At 64.8% G+C, this 18,968-nt stretch carries 17 protein-coding genes; 8 read left to right on the top strand and 9 right to left on the bottom strand.

The annotated features are described in order from the left end of the window. Window positions 1-881: ParB/RepB/Spo0J family partition protein (locus AC3IFE_RS16195; protein ID WP_489191126.1), on the top strand; the 881-nt coding region annotated here is incomplete at its 5' end. 92 nt (window positions 882-973) lie between these two features. Here the strand turns inward: AC3IFE_RS16195 and AC3IFE_RS16190 are convergent. Then, window positions 974-2,341, bottom strand: coding sequence for a replication initiation protein (locus AC3IFE_RS16190; protein WP_089470906.1), 1,368 nt, complete (start codon window positions 2,339-2,341; stop codon window positions 974-976). A gap of 1,823 nt (window positions 2,342-4,164) precedes the next feature. On the opposite strand from AC3IFE_RS16190, the gene AC3IFE_RS16185 reads away from it, so the two are divergent. Then, a complete protein-coding gene (locus AC3IFE_RS16185; protein ID WP_489191127.1) occupies window positions 4,165-5,346 on the top strand; it encodes a DNA-binding protein in 1,182 nt (393 codons plus the stop codon). A 135-nt stretch (window positions 5,347-5,481) separates the two neighbouring features. Here AC3IFE_RS16185 and AC3IFE_RS16180 read toward each other — a convergent pair whose 3' ends face one another. From AC3IFE_RS16180 to AC3IFE_RS16170, 3 genes are all read right to left on the bottom strand, one after another. Further along, entirely contained in the window at window positions 5,482-6,501 is a 1,020-nt protein-coding gene (locus AC3IFE_RS16180; protein WP_489191125.1) for a tyrosine-type recombinase/integrase, read from the bottom strand. A gap of 103 nt (window positions 6,502-6,604) precedes the next feature. Next, the gene (locus tag AC3IFE_RS16175; RefSeq protein ID WP_089470909.1) at window positions 6,605-6,982 is read right to left on the bottom strand and encodes a DUF2471 family protein; all 378 of its coding nucleotides are present in this window, start codon (window positions 6,980-6,982) and stop codon (window positions 6,605-6,607) included. 141 nt (window positions 6,983-7,123) lie between these two features. Then, window positions 7,124-7,735, bottom strand: a complete 612-nt coding sequence (locus tag AC3IFE_RS16170; RefSeq protein WP_489191124.1) for a helix-turn-helix domain-containing protein — start codon at window positions 7,733-7,735, stop codon at window positions 7,124-7,126. A 158-nt stretch (window positions 7,736-7,893) separates the two neighbouring features. Between AC3IFE_RS16170 and AC3IFE_RS16165 the strand changes: the two genes are divergently transcribed. From AC3IFE_RS16165 to AC3IFE_RS16150, 4 genes are all read left to right on the top strand, one after another. Further along, window positions 7,894-9,093 (top strand): glycine C-acetyltransferase, encoded by a 1,200-nt coding sequence (locus AC3IFE_RS16165; protein WP_489191123.1) that lies wholly within the window; start codon window positions 7,894-7,896, stop codon window positions 9,091-9,093. Between the two features lie 13 nt (window positions 9,094-9,106). Next, window positions 9,107-10,135 (top strand): L-threonine 3-dehydrogenase, encoded by a 1,029-nt coding sequence (gene tdh / locus AC3IFE_RS16160; protein WP_489191122.1) that lies wholly within the window; start codon window positions 9,107-9,109, stop codon window positions 10,133-10,135. Between the two features lie 565 nt (window positions 10,136-10,700). Beyond that, the gene (locus tag AC3IFE_RS16155) at window positions 10,701-11,306 is read left to right on the top strand and encodes a TetR/AcrR family transcriptional regulator (protein WP_301737430.1); all 606 of its coding nucleotides are present in this window, start codon (window positions 10,701-10,703) and stop codon (window positions 11,304-11,306) included. A gap of 64 nt (window positions 11,307-11,370) precedes the next feature. Continuing rightward, a complete protein-coding gene (locus AC3IFE_RS16150) occupies window positions 11,371-11,850 on the top strand; it encodes a nuclear transport factor 2 family protein (protein ID WP_050013484.1) in 480 nt (159 codons plus the stop codon). A gap of 480 nt (window positions 11,851-12,330) precedes the next feature. On the opposite strand, the gene AC3IFE_RS16145 is transcribed toward AC3IFE_RS16150, so the two are convergent. Further along, entirely contained in the window at window positions 12,331-13,416 is a 1,086-nt protein-coding gene (locus tag AC3IFE_RS16145) for a tartrate dehydrogenase (RefSeq protein WP_089470914.1), read from the bottom strand. A gap of 115 nt (window positions 13,417-13,531) precedes the next feature. On the opposite strand from AC3IFE_RS16145, the gene AC3IFE_RS16140 reads away from it, so the two are divergent. Next, on the top strand, window positions 13,532-14,455 hold the full coding sequence (locus AC3IFE_RS16140) for a LysR substrate-binding domain-containing protein (RefSeq protein WP_489191121.1): 924 nt from the start codon (window positions 13,532-13,534) through the stop codon (window positions 14,453-14,455). A 66-nt stretch (window positions 14,456-14,521) separates the two neighbouring features. Here the strand turns inward: AC3IFE_RS16140 and argC are convergent, their stop codons facing one another. Further along, window positions 14,522-15,463, bottom strand: coding sequence for an N-acetyl-gamma-glutamyl-phosphate reductase (argC, locus tag AC3IFE_RS16135; RefSeq protein WP_489191119.1), 942 nt, complete (start codon window positions 15,461-15,463; stop codon window positions 14,522-14,524). Between the two features lie 120 nt (window positions 15,464-15,583). Here argC and AC3IFE_RS16130 point away from each other — a divergent pair, with 120 nt between their 5' ends. After that, window positions 15,584-16,468 (top strand): LysR family transcriptional regulator, encoded by an 885-nt coding sequence (locus tag AC3IFE_RS16130; RefSeq protein ID WP_301737433.1) that lies wholly within the window; start codon window positions 15,584-15,586, stop codon window positions 16,466-16,468. Window positions 16,469-16,495: 27 nt separating this feature from the next. On the opposite strand, the gene AC3IFE_RS16125 is transcribed toward AC3IFE_RS16130, so the two are convergent. The 3 genes from AC3IFE_RS16125 to AC3IFE_RS16115 all read right to left on the bottom strand — a co-directional run. After that, window positions 16,496-16,960 carry a signal peptide protein gene (locus AC3IFE_RS16125; protein ID WP_489191117.1) on the bottom strand — a complete coding sequence of 155 codons (465 nt, stop codon included), beginning with the start codon at window positions 16,958-16,960 and terminating at the stop codon, window positions 16,496-16,498. 60 nt (window positions 16,961-17,020) lie between these two features. Beyond that, window positions 17,021-18,238 (bottom strand): patatin-like phospholipase family protein, encoded by a 1,218-nt coding sequence (locus AC3IFE_RS16120; protein WP_179233551.1) that lies wholly within the window; start codon window positions 18,236-18,238, stop codon window positions 17,021-17,023. A 122-nt stretch (window positions 18,239-18,360) separates the two neighbouring features. Beyond that, window positions 18,361-18,968 (bottom strand): 3-hydroxybutyrate dehydrogenase (locus tag AC3IFE_RS16115; RefSeq protein ID WP_489191116.1); only part of this gene is annotated, 608 nt, incomplete at its 5' end.

Raw genomic sequence — 18,968 nt, 5'->3', positions numbered from 1 at the left:
CGATCGATCCGTCGATCGACGAATCGCCGCAATATCGCGCGTGGCGCCTCGAGAATCGCTATGCGCCGGGGCAGGTGATCGAGTTGCCGCTGAAGGCGATCAAGCACAGTCCGTTCAACCCGCGGCACTTCTATCTGAAATCGTCGATTGCCGAACTCGCGGTCAACCTCGCGAAGCAGGGCCAGCAGCAGGCCATCCACGTGATTCCGGATTACGACAATCCGGGCACGTACTTCGTCAGCGATGGCGGCCGCCGCGTGCGGGCGCTGAAGGAAGCGAACAAGGAGTCGGTCAAGGCGATTGTGATCGACGTGCCGATCGGCATCCAGAGCTACAAGCTCGGCTACGACCTCAACGTTCAACGCGATTCGCAGACGGTGTTCGACAACGCCGTCGTGTGGCGCCGCTTCCTCGACGACAAGCATTTCCAGAGCCAGAAAGAACTCTCCGAGCATCTCGGCCTCGACGAGTCGACGGTGGCCGTCGCGTTGTCGATCGGCAAGCTGCCGGAAGCGATCATGCAGGAAATGGTCGCGCGCCCCGATCGCTTCGGATCGAACATGGCGTATCAGGTCGGCCGCTATCACAATGCGCGCGGCACCGAGGCAACGCTGCGGCTGATCAACAAGATCGTGTCGGACGATCTCAGCACGCGCCAGGTGTCCGACATCGTCAAGGGTCGCGTCGCCGCGCAGGAGACGCCGAAGGCGGCGGGCCGTCAGCGCTATGCGCAGCGTCTCGAGATCAAGCTTGGCGGCAAGTCGGTCGGCGACCTGAAGTCGTATGGCGAAGACCGCATCGAACTGCGTCTGCGTGGCCTCCCGAAGGACAAGCGCGACGCGATCCTCGAGCAGCTGGAGCGGATGCTGTTGTCGGAGTGAGGAAGACGGCCGGCAGGGCCTGACCAGGGCGCCGGCCGCACCCGACCAGGGGTGGAGACCGGCGGCGGCCCGTCAGCGGGCCTGAGCGGGCTTCAAGCGGCCCGTGACTGATTCAGCGTGAACGACAGCAGGTCGCCGTCCGTGGGCTCGCCCCAGGTCTTCTGGGCCAGCCAGTCGAAAAAGGCCGTCTCGGCCAGCTTGGAATCGAGGCCGCGCTTGCGCCAGTCCTCGCGCAGGTGCGAGCCCATCGTCGGCAATGCCTCCGACTCGAACGACTCGCGCGCGACTTCGCGCTCCGCGTCGCCCTGCTCTTCGTACAGCACCTTCGCTTCCTTGCGGCGGAACGCCGCGAACTCGCTCAGCAGGCGCGCCTTCAGATCGTCCGGCTGCGCAGCCGCGACCTTCGCGGACGGCGTGCCGGCCGGCAGCGCGTCGACCGAGTCGACCGGCGGCGCATAACCCTTCTTCAGCGCATCCTTGAACAGCGCCGGCGCGCTGCGCACCGGCGGCAGCGTCGTGCTGCGCATCCGCTGCTCGGTCATCTGCAGCGCGGCGCGAATCCGGTTCTCCTCGCTGTCCGCATAGAGCGTCTGCGCTTCCTTCAACGGGATCCCGAGCTTCACCATTCGGTCGACCAGCGTACTGTCGAACACGTTCGGGTGTTCGTCGAGCGCGAGCATCGGCTGCTTGCGCTCGGTCACGCGGAACTGGATCTCGGCCACCCGACGCCCTTCGCGGTGCTCGATCAGCTCGACGAAGATGTTGGTGACCGCGTTGACTTCCGCGATCGCGGGGCGCAGGTAATCTCGCTTGAAATACTTGTACTCGCGCTTCGCTTCGTCGCCAGCTTCCGTGTCGGGCGTGCCCGACAGGATCGGCCGCCACCATTCCCACGGCTCACGCATCGTCAGATGGCTCGGGTTCGTCAGGTAGCGCACGCAGATTTCGTACAGCGCGAGACCGGCGCTGCTACGCAGCTGGCTCTGGAACTGCAGACTCAGGCGCGCATACTGGACCGGGTCGAGCAGCTTCTTCTTGATCTTCGGCGCGAACGAGAATTCGACCCACACGCGACGGGTGGTCGGATCCTCGAGAATTTCCGCATCGGCGATCAGCGTGGAGATCCCCCACTTGCGGCCCGGCTTCTGGCTCGACGTCCCGGTGCTCCATTCGACCTGCACCGATACCATGCGGCGCAGGTGTTCCTTCACCAGCGCGGTGTCGTTCGAATCGAAAGCGGAGTTGGCGACGATGTCCGACAGCAGCGCGCGATACGTGTCGCCCGAGTCGTCGGCCTGCTGCGCGACGGCCAGCAGGACATTGAACAGCTTGCGAGTGAGGAGCGTGATCTTGCCGCTCTTCGGCTGAATGGCGATCGCCTCGACGGCCTTTCGCAATTCGGCTGAACTGGCACTCACCACATCCACATCGGTTTTCTTGGCGCGCTTCGTCGTGGCCATACGTCGGGTCGGAGGAGAAGTTTCCCGGAAGGATAGCGCCTGCGGTGATGTGCGTCCAGAACGACATGCTCACCATAGCCGGTGAAGCGCGCTGGCAAAACGGCACTCACCCGAACCGCTCCCGGAAACGCTCACCCGTCCGCCCGTACGGCGTTCCGGACTCGTCCCGACGTGCCGCGGCATACGCCGATTCACAGAATTTCACCTGTGCACGACACGTGCGAAATCGGCTCCCGTATGGGCTCACCTTTCGATTTGTCGTAATTTTACGACTGCGCAACCGTGAGTTCGACACAGGGTCGCGATTGCACCTCACTGTCCGCCCCGGAGCGTCGCCCATCTGCCTGTATGCATGTACAGGCGCGGCCCGCGGGAAGTTCGGCTCGGCTTCGGCACGTGAAAAACCGCCGTCGAAACCCGCTCGCGCCCGCCCGATCAGCGGGTGCCCGTCCAGCCCGGGCGCGCATTGTACAGCGGCGAATCGTATCCGGTCCCGAAAATGCTCACCTTTGGCACAGCATGCGGATTCGTCCAGACGCCGACGAACGCCCGATAGACGCGGGACTGGCACCCGACGACTCCCGAAAACGCTCACCTTATAGAGAAAATGCGGCACAGCAGCGGGGCCGGAAATGACTCCCGAAAAACCTCACCGTAACCGGCGCGGTATCAAAAATCCCAATCCCTTCCGATACTTATGCATAGAAGGCATTTGGCTGTGCCTCGCGGGAATCTCCCGAAAAGCCTCACCTTTCGACTGGAATCCTTCATACGACAATCGGATTTCTGCTCCCGAAAATGCTCACCTGTGCCAAAAAATGGCACAGCAAAAACGAGATTTCTGCCAGTCCTGGCGGGCTTTTCGGCGAATTCGGCTGCTCACAGGCCCCGAAAAACCTCACCTTTGACCATTTTTTAAGCAAATACGTCTCCTGGAAAGCCTCACCTTCGAAGCAGATCGCCGCCTGTGATCGATGCCCCGAAAAAGCTCACCTTAAGGGGATCGGAGCAGGAAAACCCGGATTTCCCTCCCGAAAAACCTCACCTTTGGGGCATCACAGGCGCCGGAAAGCACTTTTGCTGTGCAAAATGACGTTCGCTTCCCGGAAATCCTCACAGCAAATTCCCGTGGAGTCCCGTGAAACCTCACCTTTCGCCAAATCTGCCCAAAAGATGGGCAGAATCGGGGCGCGAAGCAGGTCCTGCAAATCCTCACCTATGTCTGCACAGGCAGAAAACTGTGCAGTCAGGCACACCGCGGGTTCCGTGGCCGTGCGGCCCCGAAAACCCTCACCTGTGGAAAAACGTGTGTTTTACTGTGATCCCGAATCCGCTCACGACCCTTCCTGCAACAGCTCACGCAGTTCCCTGAACCCCATCACGTCAGCTCCCGCAGAAGATCACCTTGGCTCCCGTAAAACTTCACCTTGTCGGCCGGAAAGCCTTACACCATAAGGCTGTGCCGTGGCGTTAACGTTTTTAACTAAGGGTTCAAGGGTGTTTACTTCTAATACTCTCAAGACATCGGCTGACGAGTTTTCCACAGACACCCCAACCCTAGAACACCCCACAGGCAATCGGATCCGCCGTCATGTGAAACAAATGCCCTAAATCGGGGTTCGCTGGAAATCCCTTGTAGTACAAAGGCTTGGCAAACATTCTTCGCTTTGTTTCACGGAATTCCGGGTCACCTTCAACGGGATGGGCTTGCGGATCCAGTTTCTGTGCAAAACGACGTAAATTCGCAACGAACCCTCGAAAGAAGTATCAAGGAATACGTATTTCGTTATGATTGCCACACTTCATTGTTTGTGAGCATGGCCATGACCCTGGACGAAATGCGGCAGGTCATTCGGGAAGAACTGGAATCGCTGCGCGCAAGCGGTGCACGGCGTCAGGAATTGTCGCTGCATGCGTGCAAGCGCTTGTTCTTCGATCTCGGCATCCGGCCGTCGGCCGCCAACGTCCGCGATCTCACCCAGACCGGCAGCGCCAGCGACATCCCGAAAGACATCGACCACTTCTGGGAACGCATCCGTTCCGCCTCCAAGATCCGGCTCGACGGCGCGGCGATCCCGAAAGCCGTCGAGGAAAAGGCCGGCGCGTTGCTCGGCGCACTCTATGAAGAAGCATTGAAAGCCGCGCGCGATAGCCTCGATGGGGACCGCGAACGGGTGCGCGCCGACATGGCCGACGCGGAACAGCGGTTGCGCGACGCAACCGTTCGTCAGGAAACGCTCGAAGGCGCGCTCGCGCGCGGTGAAGCGAGAAACGAGCAATTACAGGCGCGGGTAACCGAACTCGAGGTTCAGCTTGCGTCCCAGACTACCCACGGTTCGGCAAGCGAAGCCACGTTGCTCACCACAGTCGCTCGACTGGAAAAGGAATTGGCCGCGGCTGCCGGCCGGATCGACGCCGAACAGGCCCAGAACGCCGCGCTACGCGACCGCATCGATGCGCTGCAAGCCGAATTGCAGCAGCGCACCGAGCATTACGCGCAGCAGATCAAGGATGCGGTGGCCGAAGCCGAACGCCGCGTCAAGCCGATGCTGGTCGAACTGGATTCATTGCGCAGCATGGCGTCGACCTACCAGAGCGGGTTGCGCGACGTCCAGCGCAAGGAGTTCGATTTCCTGCAGCAGTTGAGTTCGGCCAAGGCGCGTGCCGACCGGCTCGAAGAACAGTTGCGTGCCCAGAGCGACGAACTGGAGCGCGCCACGCGCGACGCGAATTCATTGCGCGCGAACCGCGGAATGAATCCGGAAATCGCCGCGCTGATGCGGCGTCTGGCCGAGGCGGGACGACTCGATGCCAACGCGTATGCCGCGATCGGCACTTCTCTGGATCACGAGATTCCGGCGCCGACCCGGTGCCCGCGTTGCGATGGCGAACCGGAACTGTCACATGGCGATGAGGGTTTTGAAGTCGCGTGCCCCGAGTGCGAGCACGCGTCGGGCGCATGGCCGTCCCGCTTCGAAGCCGTCGCGCGTTTTGCGCAATCCTGACCCGGACGTCGGCAGCGCCGCACTGGTGAGACGATCCGGGAAGCTCGAGGTGAGGTTTTTCGGGAGCTGTGAAACGGTGAGGCTGCGCCACGCAAGGCTGCTCACGGATCGTTTCCGTGAGCAGTCGTTTCCCGATCAGTGAGTTTCGTCGCGATCGGACGCGTCACCGTTGCCGTCGGCCAGCCCGTCGCGCCAGCTTTTCCACGCGCGATGCAGACGATTCGACGAGATCGGCCGCATGAAGCCCAGCCATTTGCCGACGCGCTCCGGCGGCACGTCGTGCTCGAACAGTTCGGCCGCGTAGGTATTGCGCAAGGTTTGCGGGCTGGCGCGCGCCGTGCGTGACGACGTGAGCCCGGCCGATTCGACGATCGCGTCGATCGCGCGCAGCATCGTCGCCTTGTGCATCGGCCGCCCGGCATGCGATGCGGGAAAGACGAGCTCCCCCGGAATCTCCTGGCGTTTGCGTTCGGTGAGCCAGGCTTCGAGCAACGCGATCGCGAACGAGGCCAGATGGGTCTCGCGCGAGTAATCCGGATGCGTCGACTCGATCCGCAGCGACGTGCCGCTCGTATTGATGCAACTAATCGTGAGTGCGCGTGCTTCGCCGGTTTTGATGCCGGCGCCGAGAAACGCGGCGACGAGCGCGCGGTCGCGGCGCTCTTTCCAGTACGCGGAACCGGAGACGCCGATCGGCGAAAACAGATACGCGAGCAACGTCGCGCGTTCCGCCGGCGTGAGAAAACCGGTGGGTTCGTTGTCGCGCGCTTTGCGCCAGTTCGCTTCGCCATCCTGAGCAATGAAGCGGGCCGGATTGGTCGATGCGTATTCGGTGCGGCGGACATGATCGAGTACACGCTCGATCAGCCGGAGATAGCGCATTCGCTGCGTCTTCTTGATCGGCAATTCGCCGACGAAATTCGCGATGGTCGGTGTATCGACCGTTGCGAGGTTCTTTTGATGTGCACGCATCCACGCGAGAAACGCGCCCCATTGCGCGCGATAGACGTCGGCCGACGAGCGGCGATAGTCCTGCATGGCCAGCCACGCGTCGAACGCGGCTTCGGGCGAGGCGACCCAGTCGGACGGATTGCGGTCGAACAGATCCTTTTCTTCCGGCGAGGCGGCGGTGTCGTGAGAGGCGGGAAGGGACATGGCATTAATTCCGTTAGTTGCGTACATGGTAGCCCTTTTCCGCAACGTATCGGGCAGCAAGCGGATGAACCGACCACCATGCACGGCGGCCGGGGCCGGGCCGTCAGTCGCCCCAGGCCTTGGACTGGCGGTGCGGGCGCGCGGCGCGCGCGGTGTCGTGCGCGTTTGCCTCGGCTTCGTACGCGAGAACGGCAAACGAAAAGACCGCGGGCAGCGCATTCGAGCGCCCGAAGTCGATCGGATCGTCCGTTTCGGGAAACGTCATGTCCGACGGCCGTTCGAACAGTTGACGCATGCCGGCGTCGTGCCGGCTGGCAAAGCCGAGATCGGCGAGCGCTTCGGCTTCGATCGCATGCAGCAGGCGCCACGTCAGCGGCACGCGCTGACGGATGTAGCGCCCGGCGATATGGCGAACGATCGATTCGAGGTCATGCGCGGCAGCCTTGAAGCTGAGCGCGGCCAAATCTTGTTCTTCTGTCATTGCAGGCTCCTGTCGACCGGGGCAGACGCCTCGGTGCGCCCGCTCCAGCCCATGCATGGCGGAATGTCCGTATACTGTACAAACATACAGTATTTTCCGCAACTGGCCTGCGACTGACCGTTTGGCTAGCTATACGCGCCGTCAGCGATGTATCACGATCAACAAGGCCCGCGCTTCGGCCTTGCCGGGATTGCGGATCGCATGCGGCTCGTCGGCCGGGTAGCGCGCGGTATCGCCCGCCTTCAGCCGGCGGCTGGCCGCGGCGGCCTCGATTTCCATCGCGCCCTGCAGCACGGTGAGGTGCTCCCGCGTGCCCGGTTCGTGCGCGTTCGATACCAGTGCGCCGCCCCCCGGCAGCGTCAGCTCGTACCACTCGAACTTGCCGGCGAGTTCGATGGGGCCCCATACGCGCAACTGGTAACGGCCGTCGTGGCCGGCGAGCGTCGGAATGTCGTGCGGGCCATCCACGCGGATCGCCTCGGGCGCCTTCGGCTGCGAGAACAATTCGTCGAGGGTGATGCCGAGCGCGTTCGTCAGCCGCCATGCGACGGCGATCGTCGGGTTGGCCTTGTCGCGTTCGATCTCGGAGAGCATCGATTTCGATACGCCGGCGGCGCGCGACAGGTCGTCGAGCGTCAACTTGCGCTCGTTGCGCAGCCGCTGGATCTGCTCGCCGACGCGCGGCGGGGTCGCGGCCGGCGGCTGCGGGGCGGCGTCGGCAGGCGTGCGCCGCGATCCGGAGGAACTTGCCATTTGGATTCCGTTCGCTTAGAGTTGTTCGATATTCCGAATTCTAGTTCGGAATATCGGATAAATGCGGTCAACCGAACGACCGACTATAACAGTAGCAGGCCGTTGCGCCGCCACGAGCCGTGCGCCGCGGAATGCGAAACCCTGTCAGGAGCTTTGCGATGCGTGATGCCTTTCTCGCCCAGGTGCGCGGGACGCTCGACCAGATCCGCGCGGACGGTTTTTACAAGACCGAGCGCGAGATCGCGAGTCCCCAGGCGGCAGCCGTACGGCTCGCCGGCGGCGCCGGCGTGCTCAATTTCTGCGCGAACAACTATCTGGGTCTGGCGAACGATCCTCGCCTGATCGACGCGGCGAAGGCCGGCCTCGACCAGGACGGCTTCGGCATGGCATCGGTGCGGTTCATCTGCGGCACGCAAACCGTCCACAAGCAACTGGAAAGCGCGCTGGCCGCATTTTTCGGCACCGAGGACAGCATCCTTTATTCGAGCTGCTTCGACGCGAACGGCGGGCTGTTCGAGACGCTGCTCGACGAGAACGACGCGGTGATCAGCGACGAACTGAATCACGCGAGCATCATCGACGGCATTCGCCTGTGCAAGGCGAAGCGTTTGCGCTACAAGAACAACGATCTGTCCGACCTCGAGGCGAAGCTCAAGGAAGCCGACGCCGCTGGCGCGCGCCACAAGCTGATCGCCACCGACGGCGTGTTCTCGATGGACGGCATCGTCGCCGATCTGAAAGGCATCTGCGATCTCGCCGATCGCTACGGCGCGCTCGTGATGGTTGACGATTCGCATGCGGTCGGCTTCATCGGCACGCACGGCCGCGGCACGCCCGAGCACTGCGGCGTCGAAGGCCGCGTCGACATCATCACCGGCACGCTCGGCAAGGCGCTCGGCGGCGCGTCGGGCGGCTATGTCGCCGCGCGTCGCGAGGTGATCGAACTGCTGCGCCAGCGCTCCCGTCCGTATCTGTTCTCGAACACGCTCACGCCGAGCATCGCCGCGGCATCGCTGGAGGTGCTCGAACTGCTCGGCAGCGACGAAGGCGCGAAGCTGCGCGAACGCGTGCGCGAGAACGGCGCGCGGTTCCGCAAGCAGATGACCGAAGCCGGCTTCACGCTCGTGCCCGGCGCGCATCCGATCATCCCGGTGATGCTCGGCGACGCGCAGCTCGCGACGAACATGGCCGACAAGCTGCTCGGCGAAGGCGTCTACGTGATCGGCTTCTCGTTTCCGGTCGTGCCGCGCGGCCGGGCGCGCATCCGCACGCAGATGAGCGCCGCGCATACGCCCGAACAGATCGACCAGACGGTCGCCGCGTTCGTGCGCGTCGGCAAGTCGCTCGGTATCATCTGACGGAGGCGCGACCATGAAAGCACTGGCAAAGCTCGAACGCGGCCCCGGCCTCACGCTCACGCGCGTGAAGCGCCCCGAAGTCGGCCACAACGACGTGCTGATCAAGATCCGCCGCACGGCGATCTGCGGCACCGACATCCATATCTGGAAGTGGGACGACTGGGCGCAGAAGACGATTCCGGTGCCGATGCACGTCGGTCACGAATACGTCGGCGAGATCGTCGAGATGGGGCAGGAAGTGCGCGGCTTCGCGATCGGCGATCGCGTGTCCGGCGAAGGCCACATCACCTGCGGTTTCTGCCGCAACTGTCGCGCGGGGCGCCGGCATCTGTGCCGAAACACGGTGGGCGTCGGCGTGAACCGCGAAGGCGCGTTCGCCGAATACCTGGCGATTCCGGCGTTCAACGCGTTCAAGATTCCGCCGGAGATCTCCGACGATCTCGCGTCGATCTTCGATCCGTTCGGCAACGCGACGCATACGGCGCTGTCGTTCAACCTCGTCGGCGAAGACGTGCTGATCACCGGCGCGGGCCCGATCGGCATCATGGCCGTCGCGATCGCGAAGCATGTCGGCGCGCGCAACGTCGTGATCACCGACATCAACGACTATCGGCTGAAGCTCGCGCGCAAGATGGGCGCGACGCGCGCGGTCAACGTCGCCCGCGAGTCGCTGCGCGACGTGATGGCCGACCTGCACATGACCGAAGGCTTCGACGTCGGTCTGGAAATGTCGGGCGTGCCGAGCGCGTTCACGAGCCTGCTCGAGGCGATGAATCACGGCGGCAAGGTTGCGCTGCTCGGCATCCCGCCCGCGCAGACGGCGATCGACTGGAACCAGGTGATCTTCAAGGGGCTCGAGATCAAGGGCATCTACGGCCGCGAGATGTTCGAGACCTGGTACAAGATGGTCGCGATGCTGCAAAGCGGCCTCGACCTGTCGCCCATCATCACGCATCGCTTCGCGGCCGACGATTACGAGCAAGGCTTCGCCGCGATGCTGTCCGGCGAAAGCGGCAAGGTGATACTCGACTGGACGGTCTGAGTCGAGTATCGAGAAAGACGGGGCCGCGCGGCACGTTTGCCGGCTGCCCCGTTTTCGTTTGCACGCACACGCACACGCACACGCACCGTCGAGCGTCGAAACCCGTGATTCAACGCTTGAGGTGAGATTATTCGGGAGTTGTGTTCGCGCGCCGAATCGTCACACGATCCCGCCTAGGTGACGTGCAATGGCGGATTCGCTTCACCTGTCGGCAGCCGCTTCGCTTCTCGTCGTTACGCCATTCGGCGCCCGCTTCTTTCCTTCCACGTACTTTCCGCTCCGCTTGGCGTGCGAGCGTCCGCTCGACGCCGCAGGCGAAATCGTACCGACCCGAACGTCGACCGTGAGCCGCATGCGGCGTTGCAACTCACTGATACGAGGTGCGCGATCAACCTCCCATTGATGCTCAGGGCCGCTGCCTGATCCGTTCACCCTCCAATCCGCACGACTCGCGCCGAAGGCATACCCGACGCACCAGCGCTTCGGGCACGATTCAGCCCTCCCGCCGGCAGGGCCTTTTCACACGAGTCTTGACGGCGGAGAACGATCGTTCTACCGTAACCCCATGAACACACCTCTCGACTCCTCCGGCGAACCGGGCGTTCGCGACCGGCTGCTCGACGCGGCCGAAGCGCTGATCTATTCGGGCGGCATCCATGCGACCGGCGTTGATGCGATCGTCAAGCGATCCGGCGCGGCGCGAAAGAGCTTTTATTCGCATTTCGAATCGAAAGAGGCGCTGGTCGTCGCCGCGCTAGAACGTCGCGACGCACGCTGGATGCGCTGGTTCGTCGACGGCACGCTGGCACGTGGCAACGCGCCGCGCGCGCAACTGCTCGGCATGTTCGACGTGCTGCGCGAGTGGTTCGGGCAGCCCGACTTTCACGGCTGCGCGTTCCTGAATGCGTCGGGCGAGATACCCGAAGCCGACGATCCCGTGCGGGTCGTCGCCCGCATGCACAAGGCGCGCCTGCTGGCGTTCGTGCGTGAGCGCTTCGATGCCTATGCCGACGAAACCGGCGTCGCGCGCCGCGGGCTCGCGCGCCTCGCGCGTCAGTGGCTCGTATTGATCGACGGCGCGATCGGTGTGGCGCTCGTCAGTGGCGATGCAAACGCCGCGCGCGATGCGCGCGCGACGGCTGAACTGCTGCTCGATACCGTTTCGCGGTAGCCGACGCAGCGAATCCGAACCGGCTGCGTGCGTTCGCGGCCAGAACCCTGAACAGGAGCAACCCATGTCCGCTTCCCCCGAAGTTCGTCCGCCCGTTCCGCCCTTCACGCTTGAAACGGCGCGCCAGAAAGTGCGCGCCGCCGAGGACGGGTGGAACACGCGCGACCCGCAACGCGTGTCGCTCGCCTATACGCCGCAAAGCCGTTGGCGCAATCGCGCGGAATTCGTGACGGGCCGCGACGAAATCGTCGCGCTGCTGCAGCGGAAGTGGGCGCGCGAACTCGATTACCGGCTGATCAAGGAGCTGTGGGCGTTCGACGGCAATCGCATCGCGGTGCGCTTTGCATACGAGTGGCATGACGATGCGGGCAACTGGTTCCGTTCGTACGGCAACGAGAACTGGGAGTTCGACGAAAACGGCCTGATGGCGCATCGTCACGCGAGCATCAACGATCTGCCGATTCGCGAGGCTGACCGTCTTTATCACTGGCCGCTCGGCCGTCGTCCCGACGATCATCCGGGGCTGTCCGACCTCGGGCTGTGAAGCCGCGCGCGTTCAAGGGATCGGTGAACGCATCACCGGCGATTCAATGGTGAGGAAATTCGGGAACCTTCCGCTGAAGGTGAGATTTTTCGGGATCAGGTGAAATGTCGCGTCGAACTGTGTGCGTTGAACAGGCCGACGCGACATCGCAAGGGTAAAGCGGTGCATACATCGACGTGCAGTGGTGTGCTTCACCGCGTGATGCATCTCACTGATCGTATCGAAGCGATCATGCGCGGACGATCGGTGTGCGCGAGCGACACGTGCAGCTCACCGATCGGATCGTCTTTCGACGTGCAACGAAAAACCGCACAAGCAGTGCGCGTTGCGATGTGTCGTTGCTCACCGATCGACTTCACCACCTCCGCATCAGCGGAGTTCGCAAACGTGCGCAACCGCATCGTGCGCTGCTCGCTGCAGACCGATTCACGAAGCGCCCGCCGCCCGGCGCGAGCGCCGGGCCACGACCACCGCCAACCCTCAACCCGCGATCCGCGCGGCGATCGCTTCGCCCACTTCCTGCGTGCCGGCGTTGCCGCCGAGATCGCGCGTACGCGGCCCGGTGCGCAGCACGTCCTCGATCGCCGCGACGATCGCATCGTGCGCGTCGCGTTCGCGGCCCGTGCCGTTGCCGAGGAAGTCGAGCATCATCGCCGCCGACCAGATCATCGCGACCGGATTCGCGATGTATTGCCCCGCGATGTCGGGCGCCGAACCGTGCACGGGTTCGAACAGCGACGGGAACGTGCGGTCGGGGTTCAGGTTCGCCGACGGTGCGATGCCGATGGTGCCCGTGCAGGCCGGCCCGAGATCCGACAGGATGTCGCCGAACAGGTTCGACGCGACGACGACGTCGAAGCGGTCCGGCTGCAGCACGAAGCGCGCGCACAGGATGTCGATGTGCTGCTTGTCGACCGCGATCTCCGGATAGCGTTCGGCCATCTCGGCCGCGCGCGCATCCCACCACGGCATGCTGATCGCGATGCCGTTGCTCTTGGTCGCGACGGTGACGCGCTTCGCGCGCCGCTGCGCGAGCTCGAACGCGAATTTCAGCACGCGTTCGGTGCCGTGCCGCGTGAAGATCGACTGCTGCATCACCACTTCGCGCTCGGTGCCTTCGAACATCGTGCCGCCGACCGACGAATATTCGCCCTCGGTGTTCTCGCGCACGATCATGAAATCGATGTCGCCCGGGCGGCGGCCGGCGAGCGGCGACGGCACGCCGTCGAACAGGCGCGCGGGCCGCAAGTTGATGTACTGGTCGAATTCGCGGCGGAATTTCAGCAGCGAGCCCCACAGCGAAATGTGATCGGGCACCGTCGCCGGCCAGCCGACCGCGCCGAACAGGATCGCGTCCATGCCCGACAGTTGGGCTTTCCAGTCGTCCGGCATCATCGTGCCGTGTTGCGCGTAGTAGTCGCAGCTCGCCCAGTCGATCTCGACGAAGTCGAAGCGCACGCCGAAGCGCGCGGTCACGGCGGCGAGCGCGCGCAGGCCCTCGGGCATCACTTCGCGGCCGATGCCGTCGCCGGGGATCACGGCAATCCTGTAAGTCCTGTCGGTCATGCAAATCTCCTTGACTGGTTGGCCGGCTGCCGGGAAGGCGGCGGCCCGTCACGACATTCTATTTATTTCCATCTGGATTAAAATCGCTCAAAAGTTAATCGACTTTCCACGAATCGTGAATAAATCGCCGAACCTCGACGACCTGCGCGTGTTCAGCCTGGTCGTCCGCCTCGCGAGCTTCAGCGCGGCCGCCGAGCAACTCGCGGTGTCGCCCGCGTATGTCAGCAAGCGCGTCGCGATGCTCGAGACGCAGCTCGGCACGCGCCTGCTGCACCGCTCGACACGCCGGATGACGGTCACCGAGGCCGGCGAACGCGTGTTCGCGCGCGCCGAAAAGATTCTCGACGACGTCGATCATCTCGTCGAGGACGTGTCGACCACGCGCACGGTGCCGCGCGGCACGCTGCGCATGTCGAGCAGCTTCGGCTTCGGCCGGCACGTCGTCGCGCCGGCGCTGCTCGACTTCAGCGCGCGCTATCCGCAACTGAACGTGCGGCTCGATCTGTTCGACCGGCTCGTCGATGTGGCCGGCGAAGGCTACGACCTCGACGTGCGCATCGGCGACGACATTGCCGATCATCTGATCGCGCGCCGCCTTGCCACGAACCATCGCGTGCTGTGCGCGTCGCCCGACTATCTCGCCCGCCGCGGGACGCCGCGCTCGCTCGCGGATCTGGCCTCGCACGACTGTCTCGCGATCAAGGAGCGCGATCATCCGTTCGGCGTATGGCGGCTGACCGTACGCGGCGAAACGGCCACGGTGAAGGTCGGCGGCGCGCTGTCGACGAATCACGGCGAGGTGGCCGTGCAATGGGCGCTGGCCGGGCGCGGGATCGTGCTGCGCTCGATCTGGGAGGCCGGGCCGCTGATCGAGCGCGGCGTGCTGTGCCGCGTGCTGCCGGACGCGATCCAGCCCGCGAACATCTGGGCCGTGTATCCGGAACGCGTCGCGGCGTCGGCGAAGGTGCGCGTGTGCGTGGATTTTCTGGTGGAGACGCTGGCCGGCCTGAATGCCGCCGCGGGTGACGATACGGCCTGAAACCGGCTAAAGGTGAGCTTTTACGGGGGGCATGCGCGGGCACCGTCGACGATGCCTGCGGGTGCGTCACGCCGCGTGTCGCGCACCGAGCATCAAGTCGAGATTCTGCACGGCGGCGCCAGATGCCCCTTTGCCGAGATTGTCGAACACGGCGGACAGCAGCACTTGGCCGCCGTCTGCGTTGACGAACACGCCGAGCCGCAGGTCGTTGGTGCCGTTCAGCGCTTGCGGATCGAGATGCGTGGCCGCCCGTGTGTCCGCGAGCGGCATCACGTCGACATGACGCGCGTCCGCGTAATGGTGCGCGAGACACGCATGCAGCCGCTCACCGGTCACCTCGGCCGGCAATAGCCGCAGCTCGATCGGGATGGTGAGCACGATGCCTTGCCGATAGGCACCGTAGGCCGGCACGAAGAACGGACGGTGCGCGAGCCCCGCATGCTGCCGGATTTCGGGCACGTGCTTGTGCTCGAGCGCGAGACCGTAGATCTGCAGCGGCAACGCGTTCGCGGCGGCATCGCCCGATTCGAACGCGTCGACGGCGGCCCTTCCGCCGCCCGAGTAACCGGACACCGCGTGGATGCTCACCGGGTAGTCGCGCGGCAGCAGCCCCGCCTGCAGCAGCGGGCGAAGCAGGCCGATCGCGCCCGTCGGGTAGCAGCCCGGATTGGTCACGCGCTTCGCATGCGCGATGTGTTGCGCCTGTCCGTCGGCCATCTCGGGAAAGCCGTAGACCCAGTCGGGCTGCGTGCGATGGGCCGAACTCGCGTCGATCACGCGTACCGTCGGGTTCCGGATGAAGCCGACCGCTTCGCGCGCGGCCGCATCGGGCAGGCACAGGATGGCGATATCGCACGCGTTGAGTGCGTCGGCGCGCCGCGCCGCATCCTTGCGTTCGGCGGCGGGAAGCGTGAGCAGCTGCATGTCGGTGCGATCGCGCAGACGCGCGTGAATCTGCAACCCGGTCGTGCCCTGGTCGCCGTCGATGAAGACAGTGGGGAAGCTCATGATGGTCGTGTGCGTCGCGTTCGGTCGTCGAGGAAGCCGTATCGTCCACCGAACGCCTAGAATAGGAAAAGTTGAATTTGCTGATCGTCTGATTCAGTTTTTCTGAACGAGAGGGGTGTGATGCGCGAGATCAGTCTGGACCGTCTGCGTACGCTGGTTGCGATCGCGGACCACGGATCCTTCGTGGCGGCGGCGCAATGGCTTCATCTCGCCCCGCCCACCGTCAGTCTGCATGTCGCCGAGCTGGAAAGCCGCGTCGGCGCGCCGCTGCTGTCCCGCACGCGCGGCAACGTGCGGCCGTCGGTGATCGGCGAAGTGCTGGTGGAGCGGGCGCGGCGTCTGCTGGCGGAAGTCGAATCCACGCTGGACGACGTGCAGCGACAGGTGCAGGGCTTGACCGGGCGCGTCCGCCTCGGCGCATCGACCGGCGCGATCGCGCACCTGTTGCCGCAGGCGGTGGCCGGCCTGCGTGCGCAGCATCCGGATATCGACGTGCAGATCGCGGTGCTCACGTCGCAGGACACGCTGGCGCGCATTGCACAAGGCGCGCTCGATGTCGGGCTGGTCGCGCTGCCGCAAGCGCCGGTCGCGGGGCTGTCGATCCGCCCGTGGCGGCGCGATCCGGTGATGGCTTTCCTGCCCGCGGACTGGCCGCTTCCGGCCCGTGTGACGCCCGCGTATCTGGCCGCGCGGCCGTTGATTCTCAACGATGCGACGACGCGCCTGTCGCGTCTCACGACCGAATGGTTCGCGCTCGGCGGCCACCGGCCCGAGCCGCGGATCGAACTCAACTACAACGATGCGATCAAGAGCCTCGTCGCCGCAGGGTACGGCGCGACGCTGCTGCCGCACGAGGCGGGCGCCCCGCTGCCGGATGCGCGCATCGTCATGCGGCCGTTACGTCCGGCGTTGTGGCGCGAACTGGGCATTGCGCATCGGGCCGGCCCGGTCGAACGGGCGACACAGCACGTGCTCGATGCGCTGCGGGCGCTCGGCGCGCGATAGCGGGCCGTCGGGCGGCCGGCCGCGCGTTCAGAGCCGGTTGTCCTTCGCCAGCGTGAGCACGCGCGCCCAGCGCTGTGCATCGCGCTTGTCCATCATCGGCAGCTTCCATTCGCCGCGCACGGCGTCGCGCACGCGCACGACGAGATGCCAGCGGCCGTCGATCGGCGCGGCCTCGCAACCGTCGAGCTGCGACAGCGTATAGCGGCCATCCGCGCCGTCATGCGACAGCCACAGCAGCCCTTGCGTCGCGGATACGCGCAACTCGCCCCACGCGCGATGCACGATATGCGTCCAGCCTTCTTCCTTCGTGTTCGGTGCGATGTCGCGACGGCGCTTGAGCCACCACGCGACCAGTGCGATCAGGAGCGCGGCGGCCAGCACGGCGGCCGCGATCGCGACCGGCTGGCCGAACTGCGCCGCGATGACGTGAAACAAGTGAACGGCGCCCCACCCCAGGGCGATGAGCGCGAATAGCGCAATGAAAATCGGCATGTCGAATCGGAAAGGAGGACGAGCCGGCGCGGGCGGCGCGCCGGCCCGTTGCACACGGCATTACCGGCGGCGGTGAATGTCGTGCGTGACGAAGCCCGCGTCGTTGGTGGGCAGCGCGAGGCCGTCCTTCACCGCGAGCGTCTTGCGGATGTCGTCGAGACCCGCGGACCAGTGGTCGCGCATCGTCGACAGACCGAACTGATAGTCCTTGTAGTGATGCTCGTACGCTTTCTGCTGATAGATCAGGTGTTGAATGTTGTACTTTTTCCCGCTCGACATTTCTTCGGCCTCGACGCACCACGGATCGGTCTTGCGCTGTTCTTCCGGCACCCGTTCGAGCACGTGGCGCAGCACGTTGCGGTAGCGCTGTTCGCGCTGCAGCGTGTCGGTGACGAAACGCGTGCGGCTCGAATACTGCACGTCCTTCGTGCGCTCGGCGACGTCGGCCATCGTGCGCGGCAGCGGCCCGCGCGCGCTCCACAGATCGACCTGGAACGCGAGCGTGTCGCTGCGCGGCCGGGCGCGCAGCACTTCCATCAGCGGCGTGTTCGACACGACGCCGCCGTCCCAGTAATACTCGCCGTCGATCTCGACGGGCGGGAACGCGGGCGGCAACGCACCGGACGCCATGAAATGCTCGGGCGCGAGACGGATGCGCGAGTTGTCGAAGTACACGAAATTGCCGGTGCCGACGTTGACCGCGCCGACCGACACGCGCGTTTCGCCCGAATTGATCCGGTCGAAATCGCATAGTTTCAGCAGCGTCGTGCGCAGCGCCGACGTGTCGTACCAACTGATCTTTTGCGGATGATCGGCCACGCCCGGCAGCGGCGGCGGAAAGCGCGGCACGAAGAATCCCTGCTGGCCCTGCATCATCGCGCTGGCTGCCTGCGATGCGGTGAAGAACGTTCGGACCTGATCGATGCTGTTGAACAGCGCGAATTCGAACGCGGCCGGAATCGCGGGAAAGAACGCCGGCTGGCAGATCGTTTCCCAGAATTCGCGCAGGCGCTCGACGCGATGCTCGGGCGCATTGCCGGCGATCAGCGCGGTGTTGAGCGCGCCGATCGAGATGCCGGCGATCCAGTCGAGCGGAATGCCTGCTTCATGCAGCCCTTCGAACACGCCGGCCTGATACGCGCCGAGCGCGCCGCCGCCCTGCAGGACGAGCGCGATCGTTTCGTACGGCAGCGACCGCGCAGCAGCCGGCGCGCCGGCTTCGTGCTGCAGGTCCGCCGCATCGACGGCCTGCTTTTCTGTACGCGCGTGCGGTTTCATCAGTTGCTCCGAGAAATCCCGCCGTGGGCGGCGGTGATGGATGGCGTGACGTCGATCGACGGCACGCCATCTCGAGAAGGACGGTGGCGCGGAAGTCGCCTACCGTCGGGGAGGCACTCGCGTTACTGCATGAACCAGCCGTGGCTGACGACGAACGACTGGCCCGTGAGCGCGGCGCTCGGGAACGCCGACAGGAACAGCACCGTCTGTGCGACGTCCTGCACCGTCGTGAACACGCCGTCGACCGTGTTGCCCAGCATCACCTTCTTGATCACGTCCTCTTCGCTGATGCCGAGCTCCTTCGCCTGCTCCGGAATCTGCTTGTCGACCAGCGGCGTGCGCACGAAGCCCGGACACACGACGTGCGAGCGCACGTTGTGCTTCGCGCCTTCCTTCGCCAGCACGCGCGCGAGACCCAGCAGCCCGTGCTTGGCCGTCACGTAGGCCGACTTCAGCGGCGACGCCTCGTGCGAGTGCACCGAACCCATGTAGATCACGACGCCGCCGCGATCGTCCTTGTACATGTGCTTGAGCGCGGCCTTCGTCGTCAGGAACGCGCCATCGACGTGGATCGCCTGCATCTTCTTCCAGTCGGCGAACGAGTAGTTCTCGATCGGATTGACGATCTGGATGCCGGCGTTCGACACGAGGATGTCGACCGAGCCGAACGCCTCGGCCACCTTGTCGATGCCGCTGTTCACGGCATCTTCATTGGTCACGTCCATCGCGA

The organism is Burkholderia sp. APQ4-4ca (assembly GCF_057837105.1).
Note: the sequence above shows the minus strand (reverse complement) of the source record. Positions and strands in the feature narration are given on the sequence as shown.